Here is a 25144-nt window from a genome sequence, read left to right on the forward strand (position 1 = left end):
TACGTCAACCGCCGCAAAGACCCGCCAAGGGTTGCTACCAAAGGTAGATCGGTGTTCTTTCGAGCACACTCTTGTGATGTGACTGCTTGATTATGCGCGCGAACGCTTTGTCCCGAACCGAATTCATCGCCCTCATGGCGATGCTCTTTGCCACCATCGCGTTTTCCATAGACGCGATGTTGCCGGCCTTGCCGCAGATCGCGCGCGAGTTGACGCCAGACGCGCCGAACCACGTTCAGATGATCGTCACCAGCTTTGTCATCGGGATGGGGATCGCCACATTCTTTGTCGGGCCGTTGTCCGACGCGCTGGGCCGAAGGGTCGTTCTGCTTTCGGGCGCGGCGCTGTATATCGCGGCCTCGGTTCTGGCATGGCGCGCGCAGACGCTGGAATTCCTGCTGGCGGCGCGGGTTCTGCAGGGCATCGGCGCATCGGGACCGCGGGTCGTGGCGATGGCCATCGTCCGCGACCTTTACAGCGGACGGCAGATGGCGCGCATCCTGTCCTTCATCATGATGACCTTTACTTTGGTGCCCGCGGTGTCGCCGCTGATCGGTGCGTGGATCGCCGCAGCCGCAGGGTGGCGGGCGATTTTCGTGGCCTTCATCGTGTTTGCCGTGATCTCGGCCCTGTGGCTGGCCCTGCGCCAACCCGAATCCCTCCCGGTCGAGAACCGGCGGCCGATGCGCTTGTCGCTGATGCTTGCCGCCCTGGTCGAGATGGCCCGGCATCCGACGGTCAGCCTGGCCCTTCTGGCTCAAGCGCTGTGTTATGCGATGCTGTTCCTGATGATCAGCCTTGTTCAGCCGGTTTATGACCACGTCTTCGACGCCTCCGACAGCTTTCCCTACTGGTTCGCGCTGGTGTCTTTGATCGCGGCCAGCGCCTCGTTCCTCAACGCGGCGCTCGTGATGCGGCTTGGCATGCGCCGACTGGCCACCGCGGCCTTCGGCGTTCAGGTCATCCTGTCGCTGAGCATGACGGCAATCTCGGTGTCGCCGCTTCCGCAATCGGTGGTCTTCGGCCTGTTCATCGCCTGGCAGGCCAGCGTCTTTTTCCAGACCGGGCTGACCATCGGCAATTTGAATGCCATCGCGATGGAGCCGATGGGCCATGTCGCCGGGATGGCCGCGAGCGTGATCGGATCGGTTTCCACGCTTGCAGGCGCGCTGCTGGCGGTACCGATCGGGCTCGGGTTCGACGGAACCGTCCTGCCGCTGACCCTTGGCGTGGGCACGGTATGTGCAGGCGCCTTTGGCGTGATGATCGTCATGCGCCGGGCCGAAAGACGCCTCGGCCCGGTCTGAGCGCACGCGGGCAACGCATCGCGCGTGACCCCGGCGATCGGGCGCGTTAAGACAGGCACACCCCGCCCGAAGGAGAGCCCATGCCAACCCATGTCTACCTGATCCTGGCCCTTGCCATCCTGGCCGAAACCGTCGGCACATCGGCGTTGCAGGCCAGCCAGCAATTCACACGGCTCTGGCCCTCGGTCCTGGTGGTCGTCGCCTACGGGATCAGCTTCTACCTGCTTTCGGTCACGCTCAAGGTGCTGCCGGTGGGGATCGTCTATGCGATCTGGTCCGGCCTGGGCATCGTGTTCATTGCCTTGATCGGCTACCTGGTATTCCGGCAGGCGCTCGACTGGCCGGCGGTAACCGGCATGGCGATGATCCTGGGCGGGATCGTGGTCATCCATCTGTTTTCGAACGCGACCCCGCACTAGCAAAGGCCGGGCTGTTCGCCCGGCCCCCATTCTTGCCTCAGCGCAGCCGCTTGATCAGCGACGAGGTATCCCAGCGCCCACCGCCCATGTTCTGCACATCCTTGTAGAACTGATCGACCAAGGCCGTTACCGGCAATGCCGCGCCCAGTTCGTTGCCGGTGGACAGGCAGATACCCAGATCCTTGCGCATCCAGTCCACCGCGAACCCGTATTCAAAGAAATCGTCCAGCATGGTTTCGTGGCGGTTTTCCATTTGCCAGCTTCCCGCCGCGCCGCCTTTGATCACCTCGACCACGGCCTTGCCGTCGAGCCCGGCCTTTTGCGCAAAGGCCAAGCCCTCGGACAGGCCCTGCACAAGCCCCGCGATGCAGATCTGGTTGACCATCTTGGTCAGCTGCCCCGCGCCGCTTTCACCCAGGCGTTTGATCGACCGACCATAGGCCTGCATCACCGGCTCGGCACGGTCATAATGGCCTTCATCGCCGCCGCACATGATCGACAGCACGCCGTTCTCGGCCCCCGCCTGTCCGCCGGAGACCGGCGCATCGACGAAACCCACGCCCTGCCCTTTGGCCGCCTCGTAAAGCTCTGCCGTGACCTTGGCCGACACCGTGGTGTGATCGACGAAAACCGTGCCTTCGGCCATGCCGGCCAGCGCGCCGTCATCGCCCAGCACCACGCTGCGCAGGTCGTCGTCATTACCGACGCATGCCATCACGAATTCCGCGCCCTCGGCGGCCTCGCGCGGGGTCGCGGCGCTGCTGCCGCCGTGCTCCGCCACCCACTTTTCCGCCTTTGCTGGCGTCCGGTTGTAGACGCAGACCTCGTGCCCCGCTTTCGCGAGGTGGCCCGCCATCGGATATCCCATCACCCCGAGCCCCAGAAACGTCACCTTGGCCATCATACCCCTCCTTCTAGTGTTTGTGTTCGCCTTGGTTTGTGTCTAGGGAACGGGGCAAAGGCAAGGATGAACTGGACAGAGGGCAATGGTGCAGGTTTTCCAATGGCTCCTGCGGATCACGGGCGGGCTGATCGTGCTGACGCTTCTGGCGCTGTTCGTGACCTATTACCTCGCCGCCCGGTCCCTGCCCGATTATGACGCCACGCACGATGTAACGGGACTGTCCGCGCCGGTCGAAATCGTTCGCGACAACGCCAACGTCCCGCACATACTGGGCAACAGCGATGCCGACGTGTTCTTTGGCCTTGGCTATGCCCATGCCCAGGACAGGCTGTGGCAGATGGTTGTGCTGCGGCGCACCGCCCAGGGCCGCCTGAGCGAGGTCTTCGGCACCCGCACCGTGGAAACCGACATGCTGATGCGGCGGCTGGATATCTACGGTGCCGCCCAAGCCTCGGTCGAGGTACAGGATGCCGCGACTATGGCGGTCCTGCGCGCTTATGCCGATGGCGTGAATGCCCGCCTCGCCGAAATCAACGAACGGGCCCTAGGCCGTGGCGCGCCGGAAATGTTCCTGTTCAACCCCGCCGTCGCCCCCTGGCAGCCGGCCGATTCCATCGCGCTGGTCAAGCTTATGGCCCTGCAGGTCACCGATCACCTGCAGGCCGAGGTCCGGCGCGCACGGGTGTCGCTGCTGTTGCCCGATACCGCGCGGGTCGCCGACATCCTGCCCGAAGCGCCCGGCAGCGGCGTGGCCGCCCTGCCCGATTATGCCGCGCTATACGACGCGCCGATGCCACGGATCGCAGGGGCCACCCGCCATAACGATGACCCGCTATGGCCTGTCGCCCGCGCGGGCCTGTCCGGCGCCTCGAACGCCTGGGCGGCTGCCCCCAAACGCTCGGCCTCGGGCGGGACGCTGATGGCCAACGACCCGCATCTGCCGCTGACCGCCCCCGCCATCTGGTATCTCGCCCGGCTGGAACTGGCCTCGGGCGGGGTGATCGGCGCGACGATTCCGGGCATACCCGTCGTCATGTCAGGCCGCAGCGAAGACCTCGGCTGGGGGATCGCTGCCTCCTACATGGACGATCAGGACGTGTTTTTCGAAAAGCTGAACCCTGACGACCCCGAGCAATACGAGACACCCGACGGGTTCGCCACGTTCGAAACCCGCCGCTCGATCCTGCGGATCAAGGATGAAATGCCGGTTACGCTGACCCTGCGCTGGACGCAGAACGGCCCCGTGCTGCCCGGCTCGGAGTTCGACCTTTCGACGATCACCCCGCAGGGTCATGTCGCGGCGCTGGCCTGGACAGGGCTGTCGCCCGAGGATCGGTCGATCGCGGCCTGGCTGCGCCTGATGCAGGCCAAGACCGTGCAGGACGCCATCGCCGCGGCCGAACCCCATGTCGCGCCGTCGCTGAACCTGGTCGCCGTCGATGGCGTGCAGATCGCCATGAAAACGATAGGCGCCGCCCCGCGCCGCGACGCCGAACACCAAAGCCAGGGGCGCCTGCCCGCGCCCGGATGGCTGGACCGCAACCGCTGGAAAGGGATCAGCCCCTATTCCTCCAACCCGGAATTCATCTCGCCCCCTGGCGGAATTGTCGGGACGACCAACAACAAGATCGTGGACCGGCCCTTTCCGCTCCACATGTCGTTTCACTGGGGCGACACGCAGCGGGTGCAGCGCTGGACGCGCCTGATGCAATCGCGCCAGGTGCACACCCGCGACAGCTTCATCGAGGCGCAGCTCGATACCGTGTCGCCGACAGCGCGCACCTTGCTGCCGCTTATCGGCGCCGATCTGTGGTTCACCGGAGTGGCCGCGCCCGAAGGTACGCCCGAGCGCCAGCGCCAGGATGCGCTGGCCCTGCTGGCGAACTGGACGGGCGAAATGAACGAACACCTGCCCGAACCGCTGATCTATTCCGCATGGGTTCGCGCGCTGCAGGACCGGCTGATCCGGGATGAGCTGGGCCCGCTTGCGCAGGACTTCACCCATATCGAGCCGCTGTTCATCGAGCGCGTCTTTCGCAACGTGGATGGCGCAGGGGTCTGGTGCGACGTGATCCAGAGCGCGCCGCGCGAAAGCTGCACCGACATGGCACGGCTTGCGCTGGATGACGCGATCATCTGGCTTGAGGAAAACTATGGCACCGCGCTGGAATCGCTTAGGTGGGGCGATGCGCACCAGGCCACGCACCAGCATCCGACGCTTGGCCAGGTTCCGCTGTTGCGCTGGGTGGTCAATATCCGCCAATCCACCTCGGGCGGCGACAACACGCTGCAACGTGGCCTGACACGCGGCAGCGGTCCGGCCCCGTTCGAAAACGTGCATGCCGCCGGGTATCGCGGCGTCTACGACTTCACAGACCCCGACAGTTCGGTCTTCATCATCGCGACGGGCCAGTCCGGCCATCCGCTGTCGCGCTACTACGACGACATGGGCGAACTGTGGCGGCGTGGCGAATACATCCCGATGTCCCTGGACCTGAACCTGGCCCGGGCCGCAGCCGTCGGCGTGACCCGCCTGGAACCGCGCTAGCCATCCCGCAAGGCGGGAACCGCATCAAATTATCACCCGAATGCCGCCATGAAATTGACACATACCTTAACGACAGTGTCGTCATTCGTGAGAGTGTGATTTGAGAATTTCCAGCCTGCCGCGCTTGATAGTGCGGCGGGCTGATTCTTTTTTTTGGCGAACGCGATCTGGACGCGCATGGCGTGTCGGGCTCGGATCAGTCCTCGCCCTGCGCCTCGGCGCGGGATTTCCCGGCGACATTCATTGCCAGTGTCGCGGCCATGAATTCATCCAGGTCGCCATCGAGCACACCCTGCGTATCGCTGGTTTCGTGGCTTGTGCGCAGATCCTTGACCATCTGGTAGGGCTGCAGCACGTAGGACCGGATCTGGTTACCCCAGCCCGCCTCGCCCTTGGCTTCGTGCGCCTCCTGGATCGACGCCGTGCGCTTTTCCAGTTCCAACTGGTAGAGCCGCGATTTCAGCGCCTTCATGGCGATGTCGCGGTTCTGGTGCTGGGATTTCTCCGAACTCGTCACCACGATCCCCGTCGGAATGTGGGTAATCCGCACCGCCGAGTCGGTGGTGTTGACGTGCTGACCGCCCGCACCGGACGAACGGTAGGTGTCGATACGGATATCGGCCGGGTTCACTTCGATCTCGATATTGTCGTCGACGACAGGATAGACCCAGACCGAGGCAAACGAGGTTTCGCGCGTGCCCTTGCCGAAGGGTGAAATACGCACAAGGCGATGCACACCGGATTCGGATTTCAGCCAGCCATAGGCGTTCTGGCCCTTGATCTGGTAGACGACCGATTTGATCCCGGCCTCGGTGCCGGGGCTCATGTCCTGCTGATCGACGGTGAAACCGCGCCGCTCGGCCCAGCGGACATACATCCGCGCCAGCATCTGCGCCCAGTCGCAGGCCTCCGTGCCCCCGGCCCCGGCATTGATTTCAAGGAAGGCGTCATTGCCATCCGCCTCGCCGTTCAGCAGCGCCTCGAGTTCCTTGGCCGCCGCCTTTTGCGCCAGTGACTTCAGCGCGGTTTCGGCCTCTGACACGACCTCTTCATCGCCTTCCATCTCGCCCAGTTCGATCAGTTCGACATTGTCCGACATTTCCTGCCGGATGGACTCGTAGGTGTCGATGGAATCGACCAGCACCTGGCGGTCGCGCATCAGCTTTTGCGCGGCGGCCGGATCGTCCCACAGATTGGGATCCTCGACGCGCGCATTGAATTCCTCCAGCCGGTGCTGGGCCGTGTCCCAATCCATCCGCTGGCGCAACAGCTCCAGCGATTTTTCGATCTCGGCAACGGTATTCTGGGCCTCTGCGCGCATCGCATTGTCCTGATTTGGTGTTTCAGACCGGGGTGATAGACCACCGCCTGCCAAGGGGCAAGCGGCGAGAACGCGGGGCGGGCACTGGCGTCAGTACAGCCCGCCCGAGCTAAGTGTCCCGAAATTCGCTTTCGGACCGACGACGGCCTTCTTGCCCGTCGATGTGGTCACTTCGCGGCCGGTGGCGCTACCGACCTCTTCGACAAGCGGCAGGTTCGCCCCCATGGCGAAACCGCCGTCAAAGGTAATCCCGAACAACGGCTCTTCGCCTTCGCGGAAACATTCGGCCACTACATTGTCGCCCGTCGCGTCATCGCTCAGCCGGGCGCCGGTAAAGCGGTCGATCTTGATGAACATGCATTCGTCGGGGATGCGGAAGCGGCCGCCGCCATACTTCTCGATTGCCTGCGTCATGAACCGCTGGAACACCGGGCCGCAGAACCCGCCGCCGGACGCGCCCCGCCCCATGCTGCGCGGTTGGTCATACCCGATATAGCAGCCCGCGACGACCGAGTTGGTGAACCCGATGAACCACACGTCCTTGGCATCGTTGGTGGTGCCGGTCTTGCCCGCGACGGGAACCGGCAGGTTTACCGTGCCAGACGCGGTCCCGCGCTGCACGACGCCTGTCATCATCGAGGTCAACTGGTAGGCCGTGACCGCATTCATCACCCGCTCCCGGTTCGACAGGATGCTGGGGCTCTGGCTGGGCGGGATCGTGGGATCGTTGCAGTCGATGCAATCCCGCTTGTCATGGCGGTAGACGGTGTTGCCGTAACGGTCCTGGATACGGTCGACCAGCGTCGGTTCCACACGCTCCCCGCCATTGGCGAACATCGCGTAGGCGGCGACCATCTTGAACAGCGTCGTTTCCTCGGACCCCAGCGAATTCGCCAGGAACCGGCCCATATTGTCGTAAACGCCGAATTTCTCGGCGTAGTCGGCCACGACGTCCATGCCCACCTCTTGCGCGAGGCGGATGGTCATCAGGTTCCGCGACCGTTCGATGCCGGTGCGCAGCGGCGTCGGGCCGTAATAGGTGTTCGACGCGTTCTTGGGCCGCCACAGGCCCTGGGGCGTGTCGATTTCGATCGGGGCGTCGATGATGATGGTTGCGGGCGTGTAGCCACTGTCCAGCGCCGATGCATAGACAAACGGCTTGAACGACGACCCCGGCTGGCGCTGGGCCTGCGTGGCCCGGTTGAACACCGAATGCTGGTACGAAAACCCGCCCTGCATCGCGATCACGCGGCCGGTATTGACGTCCATCGCCATGAACCCGCCCTGCACCTCGGGCACCTGCCGCAGGCTCCAGCGGATGAAATCGCCGGCGCCATCGTCGCCGCTGGTCATCCGGCGCACCAGAACCACATCGCCGACCTTGAAATTGTCGAAGAAATCGCCGCGCATCCACGCGATATCCTTGCGCGGGACAACAAAAGGCTCGGCGTCGGTCTCGTCGACGCCTTCGACACCGATGCGCAATTGCTGATCTTCGACCGCCAGAACGACCGCGGGATACCAAGTTCCGTCCAGTTCGATGTCGCGCGGCACCTCAGCCGAGGCCAAAGCCGCGCGCCAGGCCTCTTCGCTGCCCAACTGGTCTTCGGGGATGGTCACCTCGGTGCCGCGCCAGATGCCGGCCCCGCGGTCATATTCTTCAAGCTGGCGGCGCAGCGACTTTGCTGCCACCTTCTGCATCTCGGGGTCGATCGTGGCGCGCACGGTCATGCCGCCGGAAAAGAACTCGTCCTCGCCGAAGGTATCCGACAATTGGCGGCGAATTTCATCGGTGAAATAGTCGCGCGGCGGCAGCGCCGACTTGAAACTGTCGAAATCGCCATTCTGCACCGAGCGCAGCGGCATGTCGCGTTCGCTCAGGTACTGTTCTTCGGTCAGGTACCCGTTTTCGAACATTTCCTTCAGAACGAAATTGCGCCGCGCCAGAAGGCGGTCTTTCTGCCGGACTGGGTGATAATCGGACGGCGCCTTGGGCATCGAGGCCAGCGTCGCGGCCTCGTGCGGGGCAAGCTGGCTCAGCGTCTTGTTGAAATAGGTCTGCGCCGCCGCCGTCACCCCATAGGAATTCTGCCCCAGGAAGATCTCGTTGAGATACAGTTCCAGGATCTTGTCCTTGGACAAGGTTTCTTCCAGGCGGGTCGCAAGGATGATTTCCTTGATCTTGCGTTCGGCGCGGCGCTCGCCACCCAGCAGAAAGTTCTTCATGACCTGCTGCGTGATCGTCGATGCACCGCGGATATCCTGTCCGCGCGAACGAACGGCGTCGATCGCCGCACTGGCGATGCCGCGCGCGTCGTAACCCTTGTGGGTGTAGAAATTCTTGTCCTCGGCACTGATGAACGCCTGTTTGACAAGATCGGGTATCTCGTCGGCGGGCGTGAACAGACGCCGTTCCTGCGCGAATTCGTCGATCAGCCGCCCCTGGGCCGAATAGATCCGGCTGATCGTGGGCGGCGTGTATTGCGCAAGGCTTTCGTGGCTCGGCAGATCGCGGCCATACATCCAGAAGATCGCGCCGATGCTCAGCGCGACCATGAACAGGCCAAGCGTGATCAGCGTGAAGATCGCGCCGAAAAAGGACAGAACGAACCGTATCAAAAGCGTTTCCCTTGCAGTCTGCGGCCTCTATACGCGCGCGACCGGTCGCGGTCAAAACAACTTGGCGTGGGGCATGGGCAAAACCTTGCCCGCCGGGTCACTGCCTGCGCAGCGCATTGCGCGCGATATCGTCGTCGGCCCAGGCCCGCAGCGCATCGCGCATGCCCTGCGCCATCGCCTGGCGCCACTCCGGGTCGCGCAGGTTTTCCGCGTCCCGCGGGCTGGACAGGAACCCGACCTCGATCAGAACCGACGGAATATCGGCGGCCTTGAGCACGGAAAACGCTCCGCGCCGGATCGGCCGCCGGTTCACGGGCCCGCCAGCGGCCATCAGCCCTTTGACCAGCGCCTCGGCCAGGCGTTCGGTGCGCGGTTTCGTCTCCTGGCGGGCGAGGTCCATCAGAACACCGGCCACCACGTCATCCTGACCGTCCAGGTCGACGCCCGAAAGCAGGTCGTCACGGTCGTGGCGCTCGGCCAGCAAGCGGGTGGCGGCATCGCTGGCCTCATCGTCCAGGACGTGCACGGTCGCACCATGCGCCTGCCCCTGCGCCAGCGCGTCGGCATGCAGCGACAGGAAAACATGGGCACGTTTTTCATGGGCAATGGCGACGCGCCGTTCCAGCGACACGAAACTGTCATCCTCCCGCGTGAGGATCACTTCGAACCCACCTGTCCGGCGCAGGATGTCGCGCAGTTCGCGCGCGAAAGTCAGCATGAGATCCTTCTCGGTCAGCCCGTCATGTTCGGCGCCAGGATCTATCCCGCCATGACCGGGATCGAGCACCACGACAATCGGTCCCTCGCCCATCGGACGCGCAGGCGCGATATCGAAGGTGCTGCGCTCCGGCAAATCCCAACGCGGATCGTGCGGCGACCCGGAGACCGCGGCAAACGCATCGGCCGATACATCGTCCAGCGAAACCAGCAGCCGTGCCACGCCGGTGTCGGGCGTCACCTTCATCTCGGCCCGCGAAACCGCCAGCGGAGAGGCAAGATCCAGCACCATGCGCGACCAGCCTGGCCGGAACCCGCCGAACCGTACGTCCTGCACCTTGTCCGCCTGGTCAAAGCGACTGCGTTCCAGCCCTTCCCAAAGAACCTCGCGGAAATCGAGAACCAGCCGTGCCGGGTCTGTCAGCGTGTAGACCCGCCAGGGCACCCCCTGGCTGATCGACAGGGTCAATTCGGCCCCGCCACGCCGGTCGACGACGCCACTGTCATCTGGCACCACGCGCGCCAGCGCGCTGAAATCCGCGGCGACCGCCCATGTGCCCCACAGAACGAATAGGATAATCGAAAACAGCCTGCTCATACATCGCCCCTGGCCGGTGTCTGCCCGGCCTTTTCCTCAAACTAACAGCTAAGCGCACCGCAAGAAAGCGCCTAACGCATCACCGGCGGCAGGCACCCGGCGCGTTGGGCGGCGCCGATCAGGAATTCGATCACCGAACCTCGAATATCGGCGCGTTCCAGCAGGTAGTGGCCGCCATCGACGATCTGGACACGGATGTCATGCGGAAATCCCTGTTCCTCCAGACGTGCGGCGGCCGCCTGCGCCATCATCGCCGAGGGCCAGACTTCATCCTGTGCTGCGCCAATCAGCTGCACCGGACCCGCGATCCGCTCAACGGGAATCGTGGCCAGTCGGACCGCCTCTTCGTTCTCCAACGCCCGGAGATACATTTCGGCAAAGTGGTTCCCGCTCAGCACACCGCGCACCGTCGAAAGGTCCAGCGGGAACGGCACAAACGCCACCGGCGCTCGGCCCCGCCGCCACGAGCTTTGCCGGATCGGCGTGACACGCGGCGACTGAAAGACGACATGCGCGGGCGCCACGGCAGAAACCGCGCCGACCGCGTCATTCCCGGACGCCAGCAAAAGCGCAAGCTCTGCCCCTTTGGACGCCCCGGCGATGAAAACGCACTGTTCGAATACGTCCGGCCGTGCCGAAAGCTTGGCCACCAGCGCATCGAACGGATCGAGCGCGATCCGGTCGAGCTTGGCCGGAGTGCCCGGCGCACCGAAATAAGCCACGCGCGCAACATGAAACCCCGCGTCGCGCAATTCCTGCACCATTGGATGGGACGCGGCAAAGCGCCCGCCTTCGGACCCGCCCAGAAGCAGCACCACGGGTGACCGGTTCGCCCGCAGGTCAAGCTCGGGTGCGATCGCCGCAGGGGCCGGACCCAAGCGCCAGATAAGCGCCGCCACCATCAGGATGATCGACATGATCAAAAGGGCGATGATCCGTCTCACAGCCGGCCGGTCTCTTTCATGAAGCGTTCGAGGCGCGCCAGCCCTTCTTCGATATCCGCCGTGCTGCGCGCATAGGAAAACCGCAGCGTGCCGTGCCCGCGCGCGGGATCGAAATCCAGCCCCGGCGTCACTGCGACCCCGGCCTTTTCCAGGATTTCCGTACAGAAGGCACGGCTGTCATCGGTCAGGTGGCTGACATCGGCATAGACATAGAACGCCCCGTCCGGCGGCGCGATCCTGTCGAAACCGGCGCGCGGCAACCCGTCCAGCATCAACTGACGGTTCCGGCGGTAGACCGCCATGTTCGCCTCCAGCTCGTCCGTGGCGTCCATAGCGGCCAGCGCGGCCACCTGGCTGGCATGCGGCGGGCAGATGAACAGGTTCTGCGCCAGGCGTTCGACCCGGCGCACGTGATCGGGCGGCACGACCATCCAGCCCACACGCCAGCCCGTCATGCTGAAATACTTGGAAAACGAATTGATGACGTAAGCCTCGTCGCTGATTTCCAGCGCGGTGACGGCCTTCGCCTCGTATTCGATGCCGTGATAGATTTCGTCGCTGATAAAGGCCGCCCCCTGCGCCTGCGCGCCCTCCATCAGCGCGGCCAGCGCCGAGCGGTCAAGCATCGTCCCGCTGGGGTTGGCGGGGCTTGCGACCATAAGCCCCTGAAGATCCAGCCCTTCGAGATCCGCGGCAACGGGCTGAAGCCTGTTTTCCGCCGAGGTTTCGATCATGACCGGCGTCAGATCCAGAGCCCTTAGGATCTGGCGGTAGCTGGGATAGCCGGGCGCCCCGATACCCACACGGTCACCGGCATCGAAGAGCGTTGTAAAGGCCAGGATGAAGCCACCCGACGAACCCGGCGTGACGACCACGCGGGCCGGGTCGAGATCGACGCCATACCATTCGCCGTAAAGCCGCGCGATGCGCTGCCGCAGCGCCGGCAGCCCCAGTGCCACGGTGTATCCCAATGGCTCGCTTTGCATTGCACGCGCCAGCGCATCACGCGCCGCGGCGGGGGCTGGCGTGCCCGGTTGGCCCACTTCCATGTGGATGATGTGACGCCCGGCGTCCTCGGCGGCGCGGGCTGCCTCCATCACGTCCATCACAATAAAGGGATCGACCTCGCCACGGGTTGAGTTCCGCATGTCTTCCTTCCTATGCTTTGCCGCGAGGGGCCAATTCACAGCGAAACCGGACGAGGGTCAATGTCTTACATCTGGCGAATTGCGGTTGCCACGGCTCTGACCGTGACACTGGCCCTGCCCGCCCAGGCACGCGGCCTGATCCGCGACCCGGATATCGAACACGCGCTGGGCGAACTGGCGCGCCCGGTGCTGAACGCCGCCGGCCTGTCGCCCGGCCAGGTGCGCATCATGGTGATCGACGATTCCAGCCTGAACGCCTTCATCGTCGACAATCGCCATATCTTCATCCATTCCGGCATGCTGCTGAAACTGGACAGCCCCGCACAGGTCCAGGCGGTGATCGCGCACGAAGCCGCGCATATCCAGAACGGCCATATCGCGCGGCGGCTGCAAAGCGCGCAAGCCGCCAGCTCGATCTCGGGCCTTGGCATCGCTCTGGCGCTGGCGGCGGCGGCCTCGGGGGCGGACGGGCGCACGGCAAGCGGCCTGGCGCTGGGCGTTGCAGGATCGGCCAACCGCGTCTTCATGTCCCATACCCGCGCCGAGGAAAGCAGCGCCGACGCCTCGGGGCTGCGCTACATGATGCGCGCCGGCGTCGATCCCAAGGCGTTCATCGACGTGCTGAACATCTTTCGCGGACAGGAATTGCTGTCGGAAACCCGGCAAGATCCTTACGCGCGCACACACCCGCTGTCGCGTGACAGGTTGCGCGCGGTCAGCGCCCTGGCCGATGCAGCCAAGACCGCCACGCCCCCGCAGGATGCGGCCTACTGGTTCGCCCGCGCGACCGGCAAGCTGTCGGCCTTTACCCGCGCGCCCGCGTGGACGCTGCGGCGCGTCGCAGACTCCCCGACCGAGGATATCCGCCTGATGCGCGAGGCGATCGCCTATCACCGCAAACCCGACACGCGCCGCGCCATGGCCGCGATCGACAGGCTCGCCGCCCTGCGGCCGGGCGATCCGTTCGTGCATGAGTTGCGCGGGCAGATCCTGCTGGAAAGCCGGCAGGCCAATGCCGCGGTCGCCGCCTACAAGCGCGCCACCGACCTTGCGCCCGGAAATGCGCTGGTCATGGGCGGCTACGGCCGGGCTCTGCTGGCCGCGGGCAATGCAAGCGCGGCGCGCAGCGTGCTGGAACAGGCCCGCGCCCGCGATTTTCGCGACGCGTCGATCCTGCGCGACCTGGCCGTGGCCTATGCCAAGACCGGCGACCCCGGTCTGGCGTCGGTCGTCACGGCGGAACGCTATGCCTTGCTGGGCCGCTTCGACGATGCGCTGGTTCATGCCAAGCGCGCCGAAGGACTGGTTCCGCGCGGTTCTCGTGCTGGCCTTCGGGCCCAAGATGTGATTTCTGCGGCAGAGTCCGCGCTCAGACAACGGAGATGACCCATATGAAACGCACCCTCGCCGCCGCCAGCCTGTCAATCGCGGCCCTTGCCGCACCGGCCGGCGCCTTTGACCTGACCGAAATGTCAGAGGATGAGCGTGCCGCCTTCCGGGCCGAAATCCGTGCCTACCTTCTGGAAAACCCGGAAATCATCATGGAAGCCGTGGGCGTGCTGGAACAGCGGCAGGCCGAACAGCAGGCGCAGGCGGATGTCGATCTTGTAAAGATCAATGCCGAAGACATTTTCAACGACGGCTATTCCTGGGTCGGCGGCAACGTCAACGGGGATGTGACGCTCGTGGAATTCGTCGACTACCGCTGCGGCTATTGCCGCAAGGCCCATGACGAAGTGGCGCAGCTGGTCGATACCGACGGCAATATCAAGTTCATCCTCAAGGAATTTCCGATCCTCGGCGAAGAAAGCCTGATCTCGTCGCGCTTTGCCATCGCGACCAAGATGGTCGCGGGCGATGATGCCTACAAGCAGATGCACGACGCGCTGATCACCTTCAACGGCAATGTCGGCCGCGGGTCGCTGACTCGTCTGGCCGAAGGTCTGGGTATCGACCCCGAGCCGATTCTGGCCCGCATGGACGACCCGGAAATCGACGCCATCATCCAGAAGAACCGCGAACTTGCGGGGCGCCTGCAGATCAACGGCACGCCCACCTTCGTGTTCGAGGATCAGTTGCTGCGCGGCTACGTTCCGTTGCAGGGCATGATGCAGATCGTCGACCAGATCCGCGCGAACTGACCCCATGCGCCCCATCATCGCATTTGCCTGCGCCCTACTGGGCGCGGGCGGCGCGGCTTTGGCCGATACCGACTTCACCGCCCTGAGCGAACAGGAACGCGCGGCCATGCGGGCCGAAATCCGCGCCCTGCTGCTGTCCGAGCCCGATATCGTGGCCCGTGCGCTTGCCGGGCCCTCGCCCTATTCGGCCGCGGTTGACCGCGATCTGGGGCTGATCGAGCGATACGCCGGAACGCTTTTCGCGGATGGCGCGGCGGTCGCGATCTTCATCGACGGGAATTGCCCGGACTGCGACCGCGCCCTGGATGAGATTCGGGACGTAACCGAAGTCTATGGAATGGTTTTCAATGTGCTGAACATGTCCGAGCACGCTGATATCGCACAGGCGTTAGAGCTGGACGCCGTGCCGTCATACGTCTTTCCCGACAAGATGGTGCGCGGACATGTTCCACCCATCGTGCTGAAACGCTACCTGCAGAAATAGGTCACTCAGCGGCCTCTGCCGCGGTCTGCGCGTCGATTTCGGCGGCCTTCTTCTCGACCTGCTCGACGATGTGGTCGATCATCTGCTCGTTCAACAGCTTGTGGCTGGCTTTGCCCGCCAGATAGACCATGCCGCTTCCGGCCCCGCCGCCGGTAAAACCGACATCGGTCATCAGCGCCTCGCCCGGACCGTTCACCACGCACCCGATGATCGACAGGCTCATCGGTGTCTTGATATGTTCGAGGCGCTTTTCAAGGATTTCGACCGTGCGGATCACGTCAAACCCCTGCCGAGCACAGCTTGGGCAGGAAATGATGTTCACGCCGCGATGGCGCAGGCCAAGCGATTTCAGAATCTCATAGCCGACCTTGACCTCTTCGACCGGGTCCGCCGACAGGCTGACGCGGATCGTGTCGCCGATCCCCATCCACAAGAGGTTGCCCAGACCTATGGCCGATTTGATCGTGCCGGACATCAGCCCGCCCGCTTCGGTGATCCCGAGGTGTATGGGCGCGTCGGTCGCCTCGGCCAGCGCCTGGTAGGCGGCGGCAGCCATGAACACGTCCGAGGCCTTGCAGCTGATCTTGAATTCGTGAAAATCGTTGTCCTGCAACACCTTGATATGATCGAGCCCGGATTCGACCATCGCATCCGGCGTCGGCTCGCCATATTTTTCCAGCAGGTGCTTTTCCAGGCTGCCCGCGTTCACCCCGATGCGGATGGAACAATTATGATCCCGCGCCGCCTTGATCACCTCTCGCACACGGCTTTCGTCACCGATATTGCCGGGATTGATGCGCAAACAGGCCGCGCCGGCCTCGGCCGCTTCGATCCCGCGTTTGTAGTGGAAATGAATATCCGCCACGATCGGCACCGGGCTTTCGCGCACGATCTCTTTCAGCGCGCGGCTGCTGTCCTGATCGGGAACCGAAACACGCACGATGTCCGCGCCCGCCTCGGCCGCGCGCACGACCTGATCTATCGTGCCTTTGACATCCGTCGTCACGGTGTTGGTCATCGTCTGCACGCTGATCGGCGCATCGCCCCCCACGGGCACGTTGCCCACCATGATCTGGCGGCTGTTCCGGCGATAGATGTTGCGCCACGGGCGGATTTCGTTCAGCGACATGTGTCAGGCCTCCTGCGCGGGTCTTATACAGGACTTAGGCCGCACAGGGCGTTCGTGCAACGTGGAATCCGTCAGTCGACGGTCGGGGACGCGGCGGGAAGGCCCTGCAATTCGGCCACGACACGGGCCAAATCGCCATCCGCTTCGATATCGGCAACCTGGTAGGTGTCTAGCAGATTGGCGGCCGACAGGGCCAGACCGGATGTCACGGAGCCGCGCGGGCCAGCGGGGCCATAGGTCTGGCCATCGACTGCGAAATAGATCGCGCCGCTTTCGCCCACACGGATCGTGTGCGGCTCTTCGGTCTGGGCGACCGTGTAGGTGTCCCCGGCCTCGAGGATCGCTTCGAACACGGTCGATCCATCCGCCGCGCGCACCCGCACCCACGAAGGCCGGGCCGCAACGATGGTCACGCCGGGGCCAAGCTTTTCGACGACTTGCGGCAAGGGCGATGCCAGCGCTTCGCCGTCCTGTGCCTCGGCCAGGGCCTGCGCAATGGCGGTCGACCGGTCGACCTGTGGCAGGTCCGGCCCTTCGGGCGCTGCGAAAACGCCGACGGTGCTGGGATCGAGCGTCGAAATCGGCGCATCCCGCGCCACCAGAACCGGCACGTCCAGCGCCTGGGGGCGGTACAACCGGTCCAGGGCCTCGGGCGCCGGGGCGACAGGATCGTTGGTGTCCGCGGATGTGGATGCACGTGCGCTTTGCAGCGGATCGAGATCGGACAGAACATCCGGCGTGTTCTCGACCGGAACGACCTGCACCTGCTGCACCTGGTTGAATACGGTCCAACCGCCAAAGCCGATCGACCCGATCAAAAGCAGAAGGACCAGCACCGATCCGATGGCGCCCGGTTCGATGCGGCTGAAAAACGCCTCGCCCGCCGGAACGAACGGCGTCGACGGCGACGCAAAGGGATCACGCTCGGGCGGCAACTGCTTGGGCGTGTCGATCTTGCGCACCGAACTGGCCGCGGCCGACATGCCGTGCGCCGTGGAAAACCCGCTCTCGGCGCAAAACTGCGCGAAGGCACGGTCCGGGTCCATGTTCAGATACCGCGCGTAGGAACGCACGTAGCCCGCGATGAAGCCGGGCGTATCGAATGCGGAAGGGTCGCAATTTTCGATCGCGGCGATATACGCCGCCTTGATGCGCAATTCACGCTGAACGTCCAGAAGGGACTTGCCCATCGTGGCGCGTTCGCCGCGCATCACATCGCCAAGACGCAGGTCGTAGTCGTCGAACCCCTTGGGCTCGCCGGCTTGCACTTTTTCACTGCGCTGGGATTTGCGCCCGATCATGCATCTGCCCCACTCTACCGACTTCGACCGAACTCATCCCCGATTCGAGTCGCGTCTTTGTTACTCGCAAGTTACCACGATACAAGGACGTTTGCACCTTGGGGTTGCTCACGCACTCAATTCGGCACGATTCAGCGCACAATGCGACCAAAGCTCGTCCATGGCGTGAACCAGCTTGTCGATTTCATCCGGGCCGTGCACCGGCGAAGGCGTAAAGCGCAGCCTTTCGGTCCCGCGGGGAACGGTCGGAAAGTTGATCGGCTGAACGTAGATTCCGAACTGATCAAGCAGCATGTCGCTCAGCTTCTTGGTATGAACGGGGTCACCCACGATCACGGGCACGATGTGCGATCCATGGTCGATGATCGGCAGCCCCAGCCCTTTCAGACGCAGCTTCAGAACGCCCGCCTGTTCCTGGTGCTTTTCGCGCAAGGCGCGGCCCTCGGCGGTCTTCAGATAGGCAACCGAAGCGGCCGCACCGGCCGCGACCGCCGGCGGCAGCGAGGTGGTAAAGATGAAACCCGGCGCATAAGACCGGATCGCGTCGCACATCTTTTCGCTGGCGGCGATATACCCGCCCATGACGCCATAGGCCTTGGCCAGGGTGCCGTTGATGATGTCGATGCGATGCGCAAGGCGATCGCGCTCGGTCACGCCACCGCCGCGCAGGCCATACATGCCCACGGCATGCACCTCGTCGATATAGGTCAGCGCGCCAAATTCGTCTGCCAGGTCGCAGATTTCCTCGATCGGACCGAAATCGCCATCCATCGAATACACCGATTCAAAGGCGATCAGCTTGGGCGCGGCAGGGTCGTCCGCGGCCAGCAATTCGCGCAGATGCGCGACGTCGTTGTGACGGAACACCCGCTTTGCCCCGCCATTGCGGCGTACGCCTTCGATCATCGAAGCGTGGTTCAACTCGTCGGAATAGATGATGAGCCCCGGAAACAGCTTGGGCAGCGTCGAAAGCGTCGCGTCATTGGCGATATAGGCGCTTGTGAACAAAAGCGCCGCTTCCTTGCCGTGCAAGTCCGCCAACTCGGCCTCCAGCCGCTTGTGAAAGACGGTCGTCCCCGAAATGTTGCGCGTGCCGCCCGATCCGGCACCGGTGGCGTCCAGCGCCTCGTGCATGGCGGCCAGCACGACGGGGTTCTGCCCCATGCCCAGGTAATCGTTGCCACACCAGATCGTGACAGGCTGTTTTTCGCCGTCCGGCCGGTGCCAGGTCGCGTGCGGGAAATTCCCTTTTTCACGCTCTATATCGATGAAGGTGCGATAGCGGCCTTCTTCATGCAGACGGTTGATTGCCTGATCCAGCTGGGCTTCGTAATCCAACGGGCTCTCCCTTCCGGTGGTCGGTCGCTCATATGGCGGTTTTGGAATTAGAACGGATATAGCCCCGTTCGCGTGTCCGCAACAGGTTACAAAATGACACGGGGATACATCTTTGACTTCGGTCAAACCGCGCCCTTAATCCGGGCGCGGCAGTCCTTTCGGCTTCAACGCCGGCCGCGCCGGCGCAAAAAAACCAGAGAGACCATGCCAAAAAACAGCAAACCCGCAGGTGCCGGCAAGGGGATCGCGGCGATTGTCGGGATCGCGATTCCGCCGATGGAGGTCTGGAACCTTTCGCCGGTTTCGTTATCGACGCCAAAAATCGTAAGCCGCCCCTCGTTGACCCAATGCGTGGCATCGGTCTTGATCGAAACGAACAGACTTTCTTCCGACGGCACCTGGAACAGCCCCGAGATAAAGATCGGGTCGAACACGAAACTCAACCGGTCGCCATCGCCGGACCGGCTGGCCGACAAGAGCCCTTTGTCGCCATCGCCGTCGAGCCGGAAATCGACATCGGTATCGAACAGCCCATAGGCCGCGAAATTGCCAAGCTCTATGCCGGTGATGCGGATGCTGTCGGCCTTGTAGGTGCTCGTCATATCCCGAAGCCGCAGGTTGAATACCAGATCGCCGGTCGTCGCGGATCTGACAACCCGGTCCTGCACATTGCCAAGCGCATAATAAAACAACCCCGACGGAACGATTGCGCCAAAGGATTCCAGATCGTCCTGCACGATGGAACCGGCCGGGTCGGGATCGGCCGCGGAGGTCGTGCCGGTGGGGAAAATCAGCCCGCCTGGGTTCAGTGTTGCAGCTTGGGACGGCGAAGCGAGGCAAAGCGACAAAGCAATTGCCGAAGGGAAAATGCCCTTGAGGGTAATCATGACAAAAATCTCCTTTAAATGGTAGCATACTACCAAAGGGCGCATACGGATCAAAGACAAACCCGCTGGACACCCGCGCGCCGCCCGATAGGCTCGGCCCGAAACAGCGACAGGAGCAGAAAATGAGTCTCGAAAAGACACTCGACCGGATCGACGCAGACCTGCCTAACGCCATCGCGCGCCTGCAGGACTTGCTGCGGATCAAGTCGATTTCGACCGATCCGGCCTTTGCCGGGGATTGCCAGCGCGCCGCCGAATGGCTGGTGGCGGATTTGCAGTCCATTGGCATCGACGCCAGCGTCCGGCCGACCCCGGGTCACCCGATGGTTGTCGGGCATATGGACGGGCCGGCGGATGCACCGCACATCCTGTTCTACGGCCATTACGACGTGCAGCCGGTCGATCCCCTGAACCTGTGGGACAGCGATCCGTTCGACCCCGAAGTGGTGGATGGACCGCACGGAAAAACCATTCGCGCGCGCGGCGCATCCGACGACAAGGGCCAGCTGATGACCTTTGTCGAAGCTTGCCGCGCCTGGAAAGAGGTCAACGGCGCCCTGCCCTGTCGCCTGACGATCCTGTTCGAAGGGGAAGAGGAATCATCCTCGCCCTCTCTCGTGCCGTTCCTGGAAGAAAACGCCGATGAATTGCGCGCCGATCTGGCGCTGATCTGCGACACCGGGCTGTTCCAGTCGAAAACCCCGGCGATCATGACCATGCTGCGCGGGCTGGTGGCCGAAGAGGTCACCATTCATGCCGCCACCCGCGACCTCCATTCGGGGATGTATGGCGGTATCGCGATGAACCCGATCCGCGTGCTGACCCGCATCCTGGGCGGGATGCATGACGATCAGGGCCGCGTGACGATCCCGCATTTCTACGATGGCGTGCCCGATATCGACCCGGACATCGCCGCGCAATGGGACGCGCTGGGTTTCGACCACGCGCAATTCCTGGGCGACGTAGGCCTGTCCGTGCCCGCCGGCGAACAGGACCGTACCCCGCTCGAAATGATCTGGTCGCGCCCGACGGCGGAAATCAACGGCATCTGGGGTGGCTATACCGGCGCAGGCTTCAAGACGGTCCTGCCCGCCGAAGCCCATGCAAAGGTCAGCTTCCGGCTTGTCGGAGATCAGGATCCGGTGGCGATCCGAAAGAATTTCCGCGACTGGATCACCGCGCAACTGCCCGCCGATTGCACCGCCGAGTTCAAGCTGTCGGGCGGCGCGGGCGGGTCGCGCATGGTCACGGATCACCCGCTTTTCGAGCAGACGCGCGACGCCCTGACCGAAGAATGGGGCCAAGAGGCCGCGTTCATCGGCTGCGGCGGGTCGATCCCGATCGCAGGGCATTTCAAGACGATCCTGGGGATGGACGCGTTGCTGACCGGGTTCGCCCGCGACGACGACAACATCCATTCGCCGAACGAAAAATACGACATCGCCTGCTTTCACAAGGGCATCCGCAGCTGGGCGCGCATGCTGGGCAAACTGGCATAGGGCCGGAACAGGGGTTGCGCCGCGGGCGGGGCACGCGACGCCATGATGGGGGCGCTGCCCCCACACCCCCGGAGTATTTCGGGCAAGATGAAGCAGCAGGCGTTCAGCCGGCCGGATAGGTCCGCGCTGCAAGCGGCAGCGTTTCGATCCTGGCCCGCAAGTGATCCAGCATCACCGCTTCGGCGCGGTTCAGGCGTTTGCGCGGGTTGGTGACCAGGAAGATGTCCACCGCGGGCGGATCGTCATAGGGCGGCAGGCGCCACAACCTGCCGGCCGACACGTCCTCGTGCACGACATGGACGGGCAAGGCACCAATCCCCAGCCCGCACAGGATCATGCGCCGTACCTCTTCCAGCTGGCTCGACCGGCCCACCACGACCTGGTCGAGCGCGCTTTGGCGGCGCAGCAGCGCCACCGGGCGCAGCGCGTCGTTCAGGTCGTCGGTTTCAAAGGCCACCGCCTCGCGGCCGCGCAGATCGTCGAGCGTCAGCCCCTTGCGGCCGAAAAGCGGATGCGCGGGGCCGCAATAGAAACCGAAGAACTCGCGATAGAGCACCGCGTAATCCAGATCCGGGTTCTGCCGGTTCACAAGACAGATGCCGAAGCTTGCGCTGCGGTCCTGCACCGACCGCGCCACCCCGGCGCTGGTGTCGGTGCGGATGCGGAACCGGACCCTGGGATGGTCGCGGTGCATGGACGACAACAGATCGTCCAGCAGCGGCGTGACCACATGGCTGGCCAGATGAATGGCGACCTGGCCCGATATCTCGGCCTCGGCCGCGCGCGTGACATCGGGCAAGCGGGCAATGCCGCCGAACAGATCGGCGCATTCCTCGTAGAGCGCGCGCCCCGCCGCCGTCAGCTCGAACACACCGCGCCCTCGCTCGATCAGCCGCGCGCCCACCGCATCTTCGAGCCGCTTGAGCGCAAGGCTGACCGCAGGCTGCCCGCGCAGCAGACGTTCCGCCGCAGCCGTGATGCTGCCGGCCTCGACGATCACCACGAAGCTGCGCAGCAGGTTCCAGTCCAGCGTCGCGGCGAAGCGTTCTGCCGGCGCCTTGGCATTGTTTGAATTAATGTGATCCATTGCACTTATCAATTTGAACGAAAGCGCGCGCCGTGCAAGGGTTTTAGCAGGTTCACTTTCACCGGATCACCCAAATGGCCAGCAAACTTTTCTACCAATCCCGCCTGCCGCGCCCCGCGCTTGACCGCGCAGAGGGCATCTACATGTGGGACAAGTCGGGCAAACGCTATATCGACGGGTCGAGCGGCGCGATGGTCAGCAATATCGGCCATTCAAACCTCGCCGTCCTGCAGGCGATGCGCGACCAGATGGACAAGTCGACCTTCGGCTACAGGCTCCATTTCCAGACCGACGCCTCGGAAATCCTGGCCGAAAAGACCGCGGCACTTTGCCCGGACGGCATGAACCGGGTGTTTTTCGTGTCGGGCGGGTCCGAGGCGGTGGAAAGCACGCTGAAACTGGCCCGCCAATACGCACTGGCCAAGGGGCAGGCCCAGCGGTTCAAGGTGATCTCGCGCATGCCGTCCTATCATGGCTCGACCCTCGGCGCACTGGCCGTCACGGGCTATTCGGCGCTGTCCTCGCCTTTCGACCCGATGATGCAGCGCATGCCGAAAATACCGGCGCCGCGCGCCTATCTGGACGGGCTCGACGCCGACGACCCGGCGACCGGCCACCACTATGCCGACATGCTGGAGCAGAAGATCGTGGACGAAGGCCCCGACACGGTGCTTGCCTTTATCGTCGAACCGGTGGGCGGAGCGTCGACCGGCGCGCTTGTTCCGCCGGCAGGCTACATGCAGAGAATCCGTGAAATTTGTGACACTTACGGCGTTCTCTTGATCCACGACGAGGTAATGTCCGGCGGCGGCCGCACCGGAAAGTTCTGGGGCGCAGACCACTGGGGCACCGCACCCGACCTGATCTCGATCTCCAAGGGGTTCGGCGGGGGCTACGTGCCGCTGGGCGCGATGATCGCCCGCGACGATATCGTCGAAACCGTTCTGGACGCGGGCGGTTTTGCCCATGGCCACACCTATGCCGGCAACCCGCTGGCCTGTGCGGCAGGTGCGGCGGTGATCGACGAAATCCACCGTGCGGGTCTGATCGACAACGCAGCCACGGTCGGCAAGTACCTGGAATCGCGCCTGAATGCGCTGATGAACCGCTATCCCTTCATCGGCGATGTGCGGGGCAAGGGCCTGCTGCTGGCGTTCGAGTTGATGGCAGACCGCGTCACCAAGGAACCGCTGCCGCCAGGTCTGAACGCCCATTCCCGCCTGGTCGATATCGCCTATGACAAGGGCCTTATCATCTATTCGCGCCGCACGCGCGGCGGGCTTTCAGGCGATCATTTCCTGGTGTGCCCGCCAATGATCACCACACAGGCCCAGGTGGACGAGATCATGGAGATGCTGACCGCAGCGCTCGACGATTTCGCGGCCGAGGCCGGGCTGGACAGGTCCGCCGCATGAGGTTGCCCGACAAGACAGGCGCGATAGAAGGCGCCATCGCCGCCATTCCCGATGGCGCCACGATCATGCTGGGGGGATTCGGCGTTCCCGGAACGCCTTTCCTTATGATTCAGGAACTTGTGAGGCAGAACAAACGTGATCTGACGATCATCAAGAACGACGCCAACGAAACCGGCATGGGCGTCGATCACCTGCTGGTGGCGGGCTGCGTGCGCCGCCTGATCACCACGCATCTCGGCCTGAACGCCAACGCGATCCGCATGATGAACGAAGGCACGATCGAGGTCGAATTCTGCGCCCAGGGCATGCTGGCCGAACGCATCCGCGCCGGCGGCGCGGGGCTCAAGGGGTTTGTCACGGATATCGGCATCGACACCGAGATGGGCCGGGGCAAGCAAAGGGTCGAAATCGGCGGCGAAGTCGCGATGATCGAAACCGCTTTGCGCGCCGACGTGGCGCTGCTGCACGCCGCGCAGGCCGATACGTTCGGCAACCTGCGCTTTGCCGCGACCGCGCGCAATTTCAGCCCGCTGATGGCCATGGCCGCCGATACCGTCATCGTCGAAGCCGAGGAAATCGTGACTTTGGGCACCATCGCCCCCGAAGACGTGCACACCCCCGGCCCGTTTGTGGATCACGTGGTGCACGTGCCGAACCTGTCCGAGGAATACGCCGTTGTCCGACGCTAAATCCCGCATGATCGCCCGCGCCGCCCGCGACATCGCGCCGGGCATGACCGTGAACCTCGGCATCGGGCTGCCCACGCAGGTGGTCAACCACCTGCCCGGTGACTTTCCGGTTTGCCTGCACACCGAAAACGGGCTGACCGGGATCGGACCCACCCTGCCCCACGACCGCGCCGACCGGAACCTGATCGACGCCGGCGGGGCCTATGTCTCGACCATTCCCGGCAGCGCCTTCTTCGACAGCGCCACCAGCTTTGCGCTGGTGCGCTCGGGGCGTCTGGACCTGACGATGCTGGGCGCATTCGAGGTGGCCGAGAACGGCGACCTGGCCAACTGGAAGATCCCAGGCAAGTTCTCGCCCGGTGCGGGCGGCGGCATGGAACTGGCGCAAAAGGCGCGCCGCGTTGCCGTTCTGACCACCCATACCGACCGCGCGGGCAACCCCAAGCTTCTGACGCGCTGCACCCTGCCGCTGACCGCGGCGGGCTGCGTCGACCGCATCTTTACCGACATGGCCGTGATCGACGTGACGCCGGCCGGGTTCGCCCTGCGCGAACTGGCCCAAGGTGTCACTATCGAAGATGTGAAACAAGCCACCGGTGCGCCGCTGCATATCCCAAGCGGCGCCATTCCAACTTTCTGAAAACGGGGG

The 25144-nt window shown here is 64.0% G+C and carries 21 protein-coding genes; 10 read left to right on the forward strand and 11 right to left on the reverse strand.

The genetic code is table 11. The annotated features are described in order from the left end of the window. Nucleotides 1-92 precede the first annotated feature (92 nt). Both BLT50_RS02045 and BLT50_RS02050 read left to right on the forward strand, forming a co-directional pair. Nucleotides 93-1307 (forward strand): MFS transporter, encoded by a 1215-nt coding sequence (locus tag BLT50_RS02045; protein ID WP_090025987.1) that lies wholly within the window; start codon nt 93-95, stop codon nt 1305-1307. A gap of 80 nt (nt 1308-1387) precedes the next feature. After that, on the forward strand, nt 1388-1726 hold the full coding sequence (locus tag BLT50_RS02050; protein WP_090025989.1) for a DMT family transporter: 339 nt from the start codon (nt 1388-1390) through the stop codon (nt 1724-1726). A 37-nt stretch (nt 1727-1763) separates the two neighbouring features. Here BLT50_RS02050 and BLT50_RS02055 read toward each other — a convergent pair whose 3' ends face one another. Continuing rightward, nucleotides 1764-2627 carry an NAD(P)-dependent oxidoreductase gene (locus BLT50_RS02055; RefSeq protein WP_090025991.1) on the reverse strand — a complete coding sequence of 288 codons (864 nt, stop codon included), beginning with the start codon at nt 2625-2627 and terminating at the stop codon, nt 1764-1766. A gap of 85 nt (nt 2628-2712) precedes the next feature. On the opposite strand from BLT50_RS02055, the gene BLT50_RS02060 reads away from it, so the two are divergent. Further along, nucleotides 2713-5178, forward strand: coding sequence for a penicillin acylase family protein (locus BLT50_RS02060; RefSeq protein WP_090025993.1), 2466 nt, complete (start codon nt 2713-2715; stop codon nt 5176-5178). Between the two features lie 196 nt (nt 5179-5374). Here the strand turns inward: BLT50_RS02060 and prfB are convergent, their stop codons facing one another. From prfB to BLT50_RS02085, 5 genes are all read right to left on the reverse strand, one after another. Beyond that, nucleotides 5375-6499: a peptide chain release factor 2 gene (gene prfB, locus BLT50_RS02065; protein ID WP_090025995.1), complete on the reverse strand. Its 1125-nt coding sequence runs from the start codon at nt 6497-6499 to the stop codon at nt 5375-5377. A 90-nt stretch (nt 6500-6589) separates the two neighbouring features. Further along, entirely contained in the window at nt 6590-9118 is a 2529-nt protein-coding gene (locus tag BLT50_RS02070) for a penicillin-binding protein 1A (protein ID WP_090025997.1), read from the reverse strand. A gap of 97 nt (nt 9119-9215) precedes the next feature. Further along, nucleotides 9216-10433 carry an N-acetylmuramoyl-L-alanine amidase gene (locus BLT50_RS02075; protein ID WP_090025999.1) on the reverse strand — a complete coding sequence of 406 codons (1218 nt, stop codon included), beginning with the start codon at nt 10431-10433 and terminating at the stop codon, nt 9216-9218. Between the two features lie 71 nt (nt 10434-10504). After that, nucleotides 10505-11377, reverse strand: a complete 873-nt coding sequence (locus BLT50_RS02080) for an acyl-CoA thioester hydrolase/BAAT C-terminal domain-containing protein (RefSeq protein ID WP_090026001.1) — start codon at nt 11375-11377, stop codon at nt 10505-10507. Beyond that, nucleotides 11374-12525: a pyridoxal phosphate-dependent aminotransferase gene (locus BLT50_RS02085; RefSeq protein ID WP_090026003.1), complete on the reverse strand. Its 1152-nt coding sequence runs from the start codon at nt 12523-12525 to the stop codon at nt 11374-11376. The genes BLT50_RS02080 and BLT50_RS02085 overlap by 4 nt, the downstream gene beginning before the upstream one ends. 60 nt (nt 12526-12585) lie before the next feature. On the opposite strand from BLT50_RS02085, the gene BLT50_RS02090 reads away from it, so the two are divergent. From BLT50_RS02090 to BLT50_RS02100, 3 genes are read left to right on the forward strand one after another with little or no spacing between them, the layout of a single operon-like run. Continuing rightward, a complete protein-coding gene (locus BLT50_RS02090) occupies nt 12586-13911 on the forward strand; it encodes a M48 family metalloprotease (RefSeq protein WP_090026005.1) in 1326 nt (441 codons plus the stop codon). A gap of 5 nt (nt 13912-13916) precedes the next feature. Next, nucleotides 13917-14666 carry a DsbA family protein gene (locus tag BLT50_RS02095; protein WP_090026998.1) on the forward strand — a complete coding sequence of 250 codons (750 nt, stop codon included), beginning with the start codon at nt 13917-13919 and terminating at the stop codon, nt 14664-14666. Nucleotides 14667-14670: 4 nt separating this feature from the next. Next, complete coding sequence (locus BLT50_RS02100) at nt 14671-15150, forward strand: thioredoxin domain-containing protein (RefSeq protein ID WP_090026007.1); 480 nt, start codon at nt 14671-14673, stop codon at nt 15148-15150. A gap of 1 nt (nt 15151) precedes the next feature. On the opposite strand, the gene ispG is transcribed toward BLT50_RS02100, so the two are convergent. From ispG to BLT50_RS02120, 4 genes are all read right to left on the reverse strand, one after another. Then, nucleotides 15152-16279 (reverse strand): flavodoxin-dependent (E)-4-hydroxy-3-methylbut-2-enyl-diphosphate synthase, encoded by a 1128-nt coding sequence (gene ispG, locus BLT50_RS02105; RefSeq protein ID WP_090026009.1) that lies wholly within the window; start codon nt 16277-16279, stop codon nt 15152-15154. 71 nt (nt 16280-16350) lie between these two features. After that, the gene (locus BLT50_RS02110) at nt 16351-17580 is read right to left on the reverse strand and encodes a helix-turn-helix domain-containing protein (protein ID WP_090026010.1); all 1230 of its coding nucleotides are present in this window, start codon (nt 17578-17580) and stop codon (nt 16351-16353) included. A gap of 108 nt (nt 17581-17688) precedes the next feature. After that, nucleotides 17689-18918 (reverse strand): 5-aminolevulinate synthase, encoded by a 1230-nt coding sequence (gene hemA / locus BLT50_RS02115; protein WP_090026012.1) that lies wholly within the window; start codon nt 18916-18918, stop codon nt 17689-17691. A 164-nt stretch (nt 18919-19082) separates the two neighbouring features. Further along, the gene (locus BLT50_RS02120; protein ID WP_090026014.1) at nt 19083-19805 is read right to left on the reverse strand and encodes a hypothetical protein; all 723 of its coding nucleotides are present in this window, start codon (nt 19803-19805) and stop codon (nt 19083-19085) included. Nucleotides 19806-19927: 122 nt separating this feature from the next. On the opposite strand from BLT50_RS02120, the gene BLT50_RS02125 reads away from it, so the two are divergent. Further along, nucleotides 19928-21304, forward strand: a complete 1377-nt coding sequence (locus BLT50_RS02125) for a M20/M25/M40 family metallo-hydrolase (RefSeq protein WP_090026016.1) — start codon at nt 19928-19930, stop codon at nt 21302-21304. A 103-nt stretch (nt 21305-21407) separates the two neighbouring features. Here BLT50_RS02125 and BLT50_RS02130 read toward each other — a convergent pair whose 3' ends face one another. Further along, entirely contained in the window at nt 21408-22391 is a 984-nt protein-coding gene (locus BLT50_RS02130; RefSeq protein WP_090026019.1) for a LysR family transcriptional regulator, read from the reverse strand. A 74-nt stretch (nt 22392-22465) separates the two neighbouring features. Here BLT50_RS02130 and BLT50_RS02135 point away from each other — a divergent pair, with 74 nt between their 5' ends. The 3 genes from BLT50_RS02135 to BLT50_RS02145 are packed head-to-tail and all read left to right on the forward strand — an operon-like array spanning nt 22466 to nt 25135. Further along, nucleotides 22466-23806: an aminotransferase family protein gene (locus tag BLT50_RS02135; RefSeq protein WP_090026021.1), complete on the forward strand. Its 1341-nt coding sequence runs from the start codon at nt 22466-22468 to the stop codon at nt 23804-23806. Continuing rightward, entirely contained in the window at nt 23803-24495 is a 693-nt protein-coding gene (locus BLT50_RS02140) for a CoA transferase subunit A (RefSeq protein WP_090026023.1), read from the forward strand. The genes BLT50_RS02135 and BLT50_RS02140 overlap by 4 nt, the downstream gene beginning before the upstream one ends. Further along, nucleotides 24482-25135, forward strand: coding sequence for a 3-oxoacid CoA-transferase subunit B (locus BLT50_RS02145; RefSeq protein ID WP_245723255.1), 654 nt, complete (start codon nt 24482-24484; stop codon nt 25133-25135). The genes BLT50_RS02140 and BLT50_RS02145 overlap by 14 nt, the downstream gene beginning before the upstream one ends. Nucleotides 25136-25144 lie beyond the last annotated feature (9 nt).

The organism is Lutimaribacter saemankumensis, assembly GCF_900100005.1.
Classification (GTDB): Bacteria; Pseudomonadota; Alphaproteobacteria; order Rhodobacterales; family Rhodobacteraceae; genus Lutimaribacter; species Lutimaribacter saemankumensis.

Bases quoted from the DNA above. Each gene is read 5' to 3' on its own strand.
- BLT50_RS02045 (WP_090025987.1), top strand. From the start codon at position 93: ATGCGCGCGAACGCTTTGTCCCGAACCGAATTCATCGCCCTCATGGCG.
- BLT50_RS02050 (WP_090025989.1), top strand. From the start codon at position 1,388: ATGCCAACCCATGTCTACCTGATCCTGGCCCTTGCCATCCTGGCCGAA.
- BLT50_RS02055 (WP_090025991.1), bottom strand. From the start codon at position 2,627: ATGGCCAAGGTGACGTTTCTGGGGCTCGGGGTGATGGGATATCCGATG.
- BLT50_RS02060 (WP_090025993.1), top strand. From the start codon at position 2,713: ATGGTGCAGGTTTTCCAATGGCTCCTGCGGATCACGGGCGGGCTGATC.
- prfB (WP_090025995.1), bottom strand. From the start codon at position 6,499: ATGCGCGCAGAGGCCCAGAATACCGTTGCCGAGATCGAAAAATCGCTG.
- BLT50_RS02075 (WP_090025999.1), bottom strand. From the start codon at position 10,433: ATGAGCAGGCTGTTTTCGATTATCCTATTCGTTCTGTGGGGCACATGG.
- BLT50_RS02085 (WP_090026003.1), bottom strand. From the start codon at position 12,525: ATGCGGAACTCAACCCGTGGCGAGGTCGATCCCTTTATTGTGATGGAC.
- BLT50_RS02090 (WP_090026005.1), top strand. From the start codon at position 12,586: ATGTCTTACATCTGGCGAATTGCGGTTGCCACGGCTCTGACCGTGACA.
- BLT50_RS02095 (WP_090026998.1), top strand. From the start codon at position 13,917: ATGAAACGCACCCTCGCCGCCGCCAGCCTGTCAATCGCGGCCCTTGCC.
- BLT50_RS02100 (WP_090026007.1), top strand. From the start codon at position 14,671: ATGCGCCCCATCATCGCATTTGCCTGCGCCCTACTGGGCGCGGGCGGC.
- ispG (WP_090026009.1), bottom strand. From the start codon at position 16,279: ATGTCGCTGAACGAAATCCGCCCGTGGCGCAACATCTATCGCCGGAAC.
- BLT50_RS02110 (WP_090026010.1), bottom strand. From the start codon at position 17,580: ATGATCGGGCGCAAATCCCAGCGCAGTGAAAAAGTGCAAGCCGGCGAG.
- BLT50_RS02120 (WP_090026014.1), bottom strand. From the start codon at position 19,805: ATGATTACCCTCAAGGGCATTTTCCCTTCGGCAATTGCTTTGTCGCTT.
- BLT50_RS02125 (WP_090026016.1), top strand. From the start codon at position 19,928: ATGAGTCTCGAAAAGACACTCGACCGGATCGACGCAGACCTGCCTAAC.
- BLT50_RS02130 (WP_090026019.1), bottom strand. From the start codon at position 22,391: ATGGATCACATTAATTCAAACAATGCCAAGGCGCCGGCAGAACGCTTC.
- BLT50_RS02135 (WP_090026021.1), top strand. From the start codon at position 22,466: ATGGCCAGCAAACTTTTCTACCAATCCCGCCTGCCGCGCCCCGCGCTT.
- BLT50_RS02140 (WP_090026023.1), top strand. From the start codon at position 23,803: ATGAGGTTGCCCGACAAGACAGGCGCGATAGAAGGCGCCATCGCCGCC.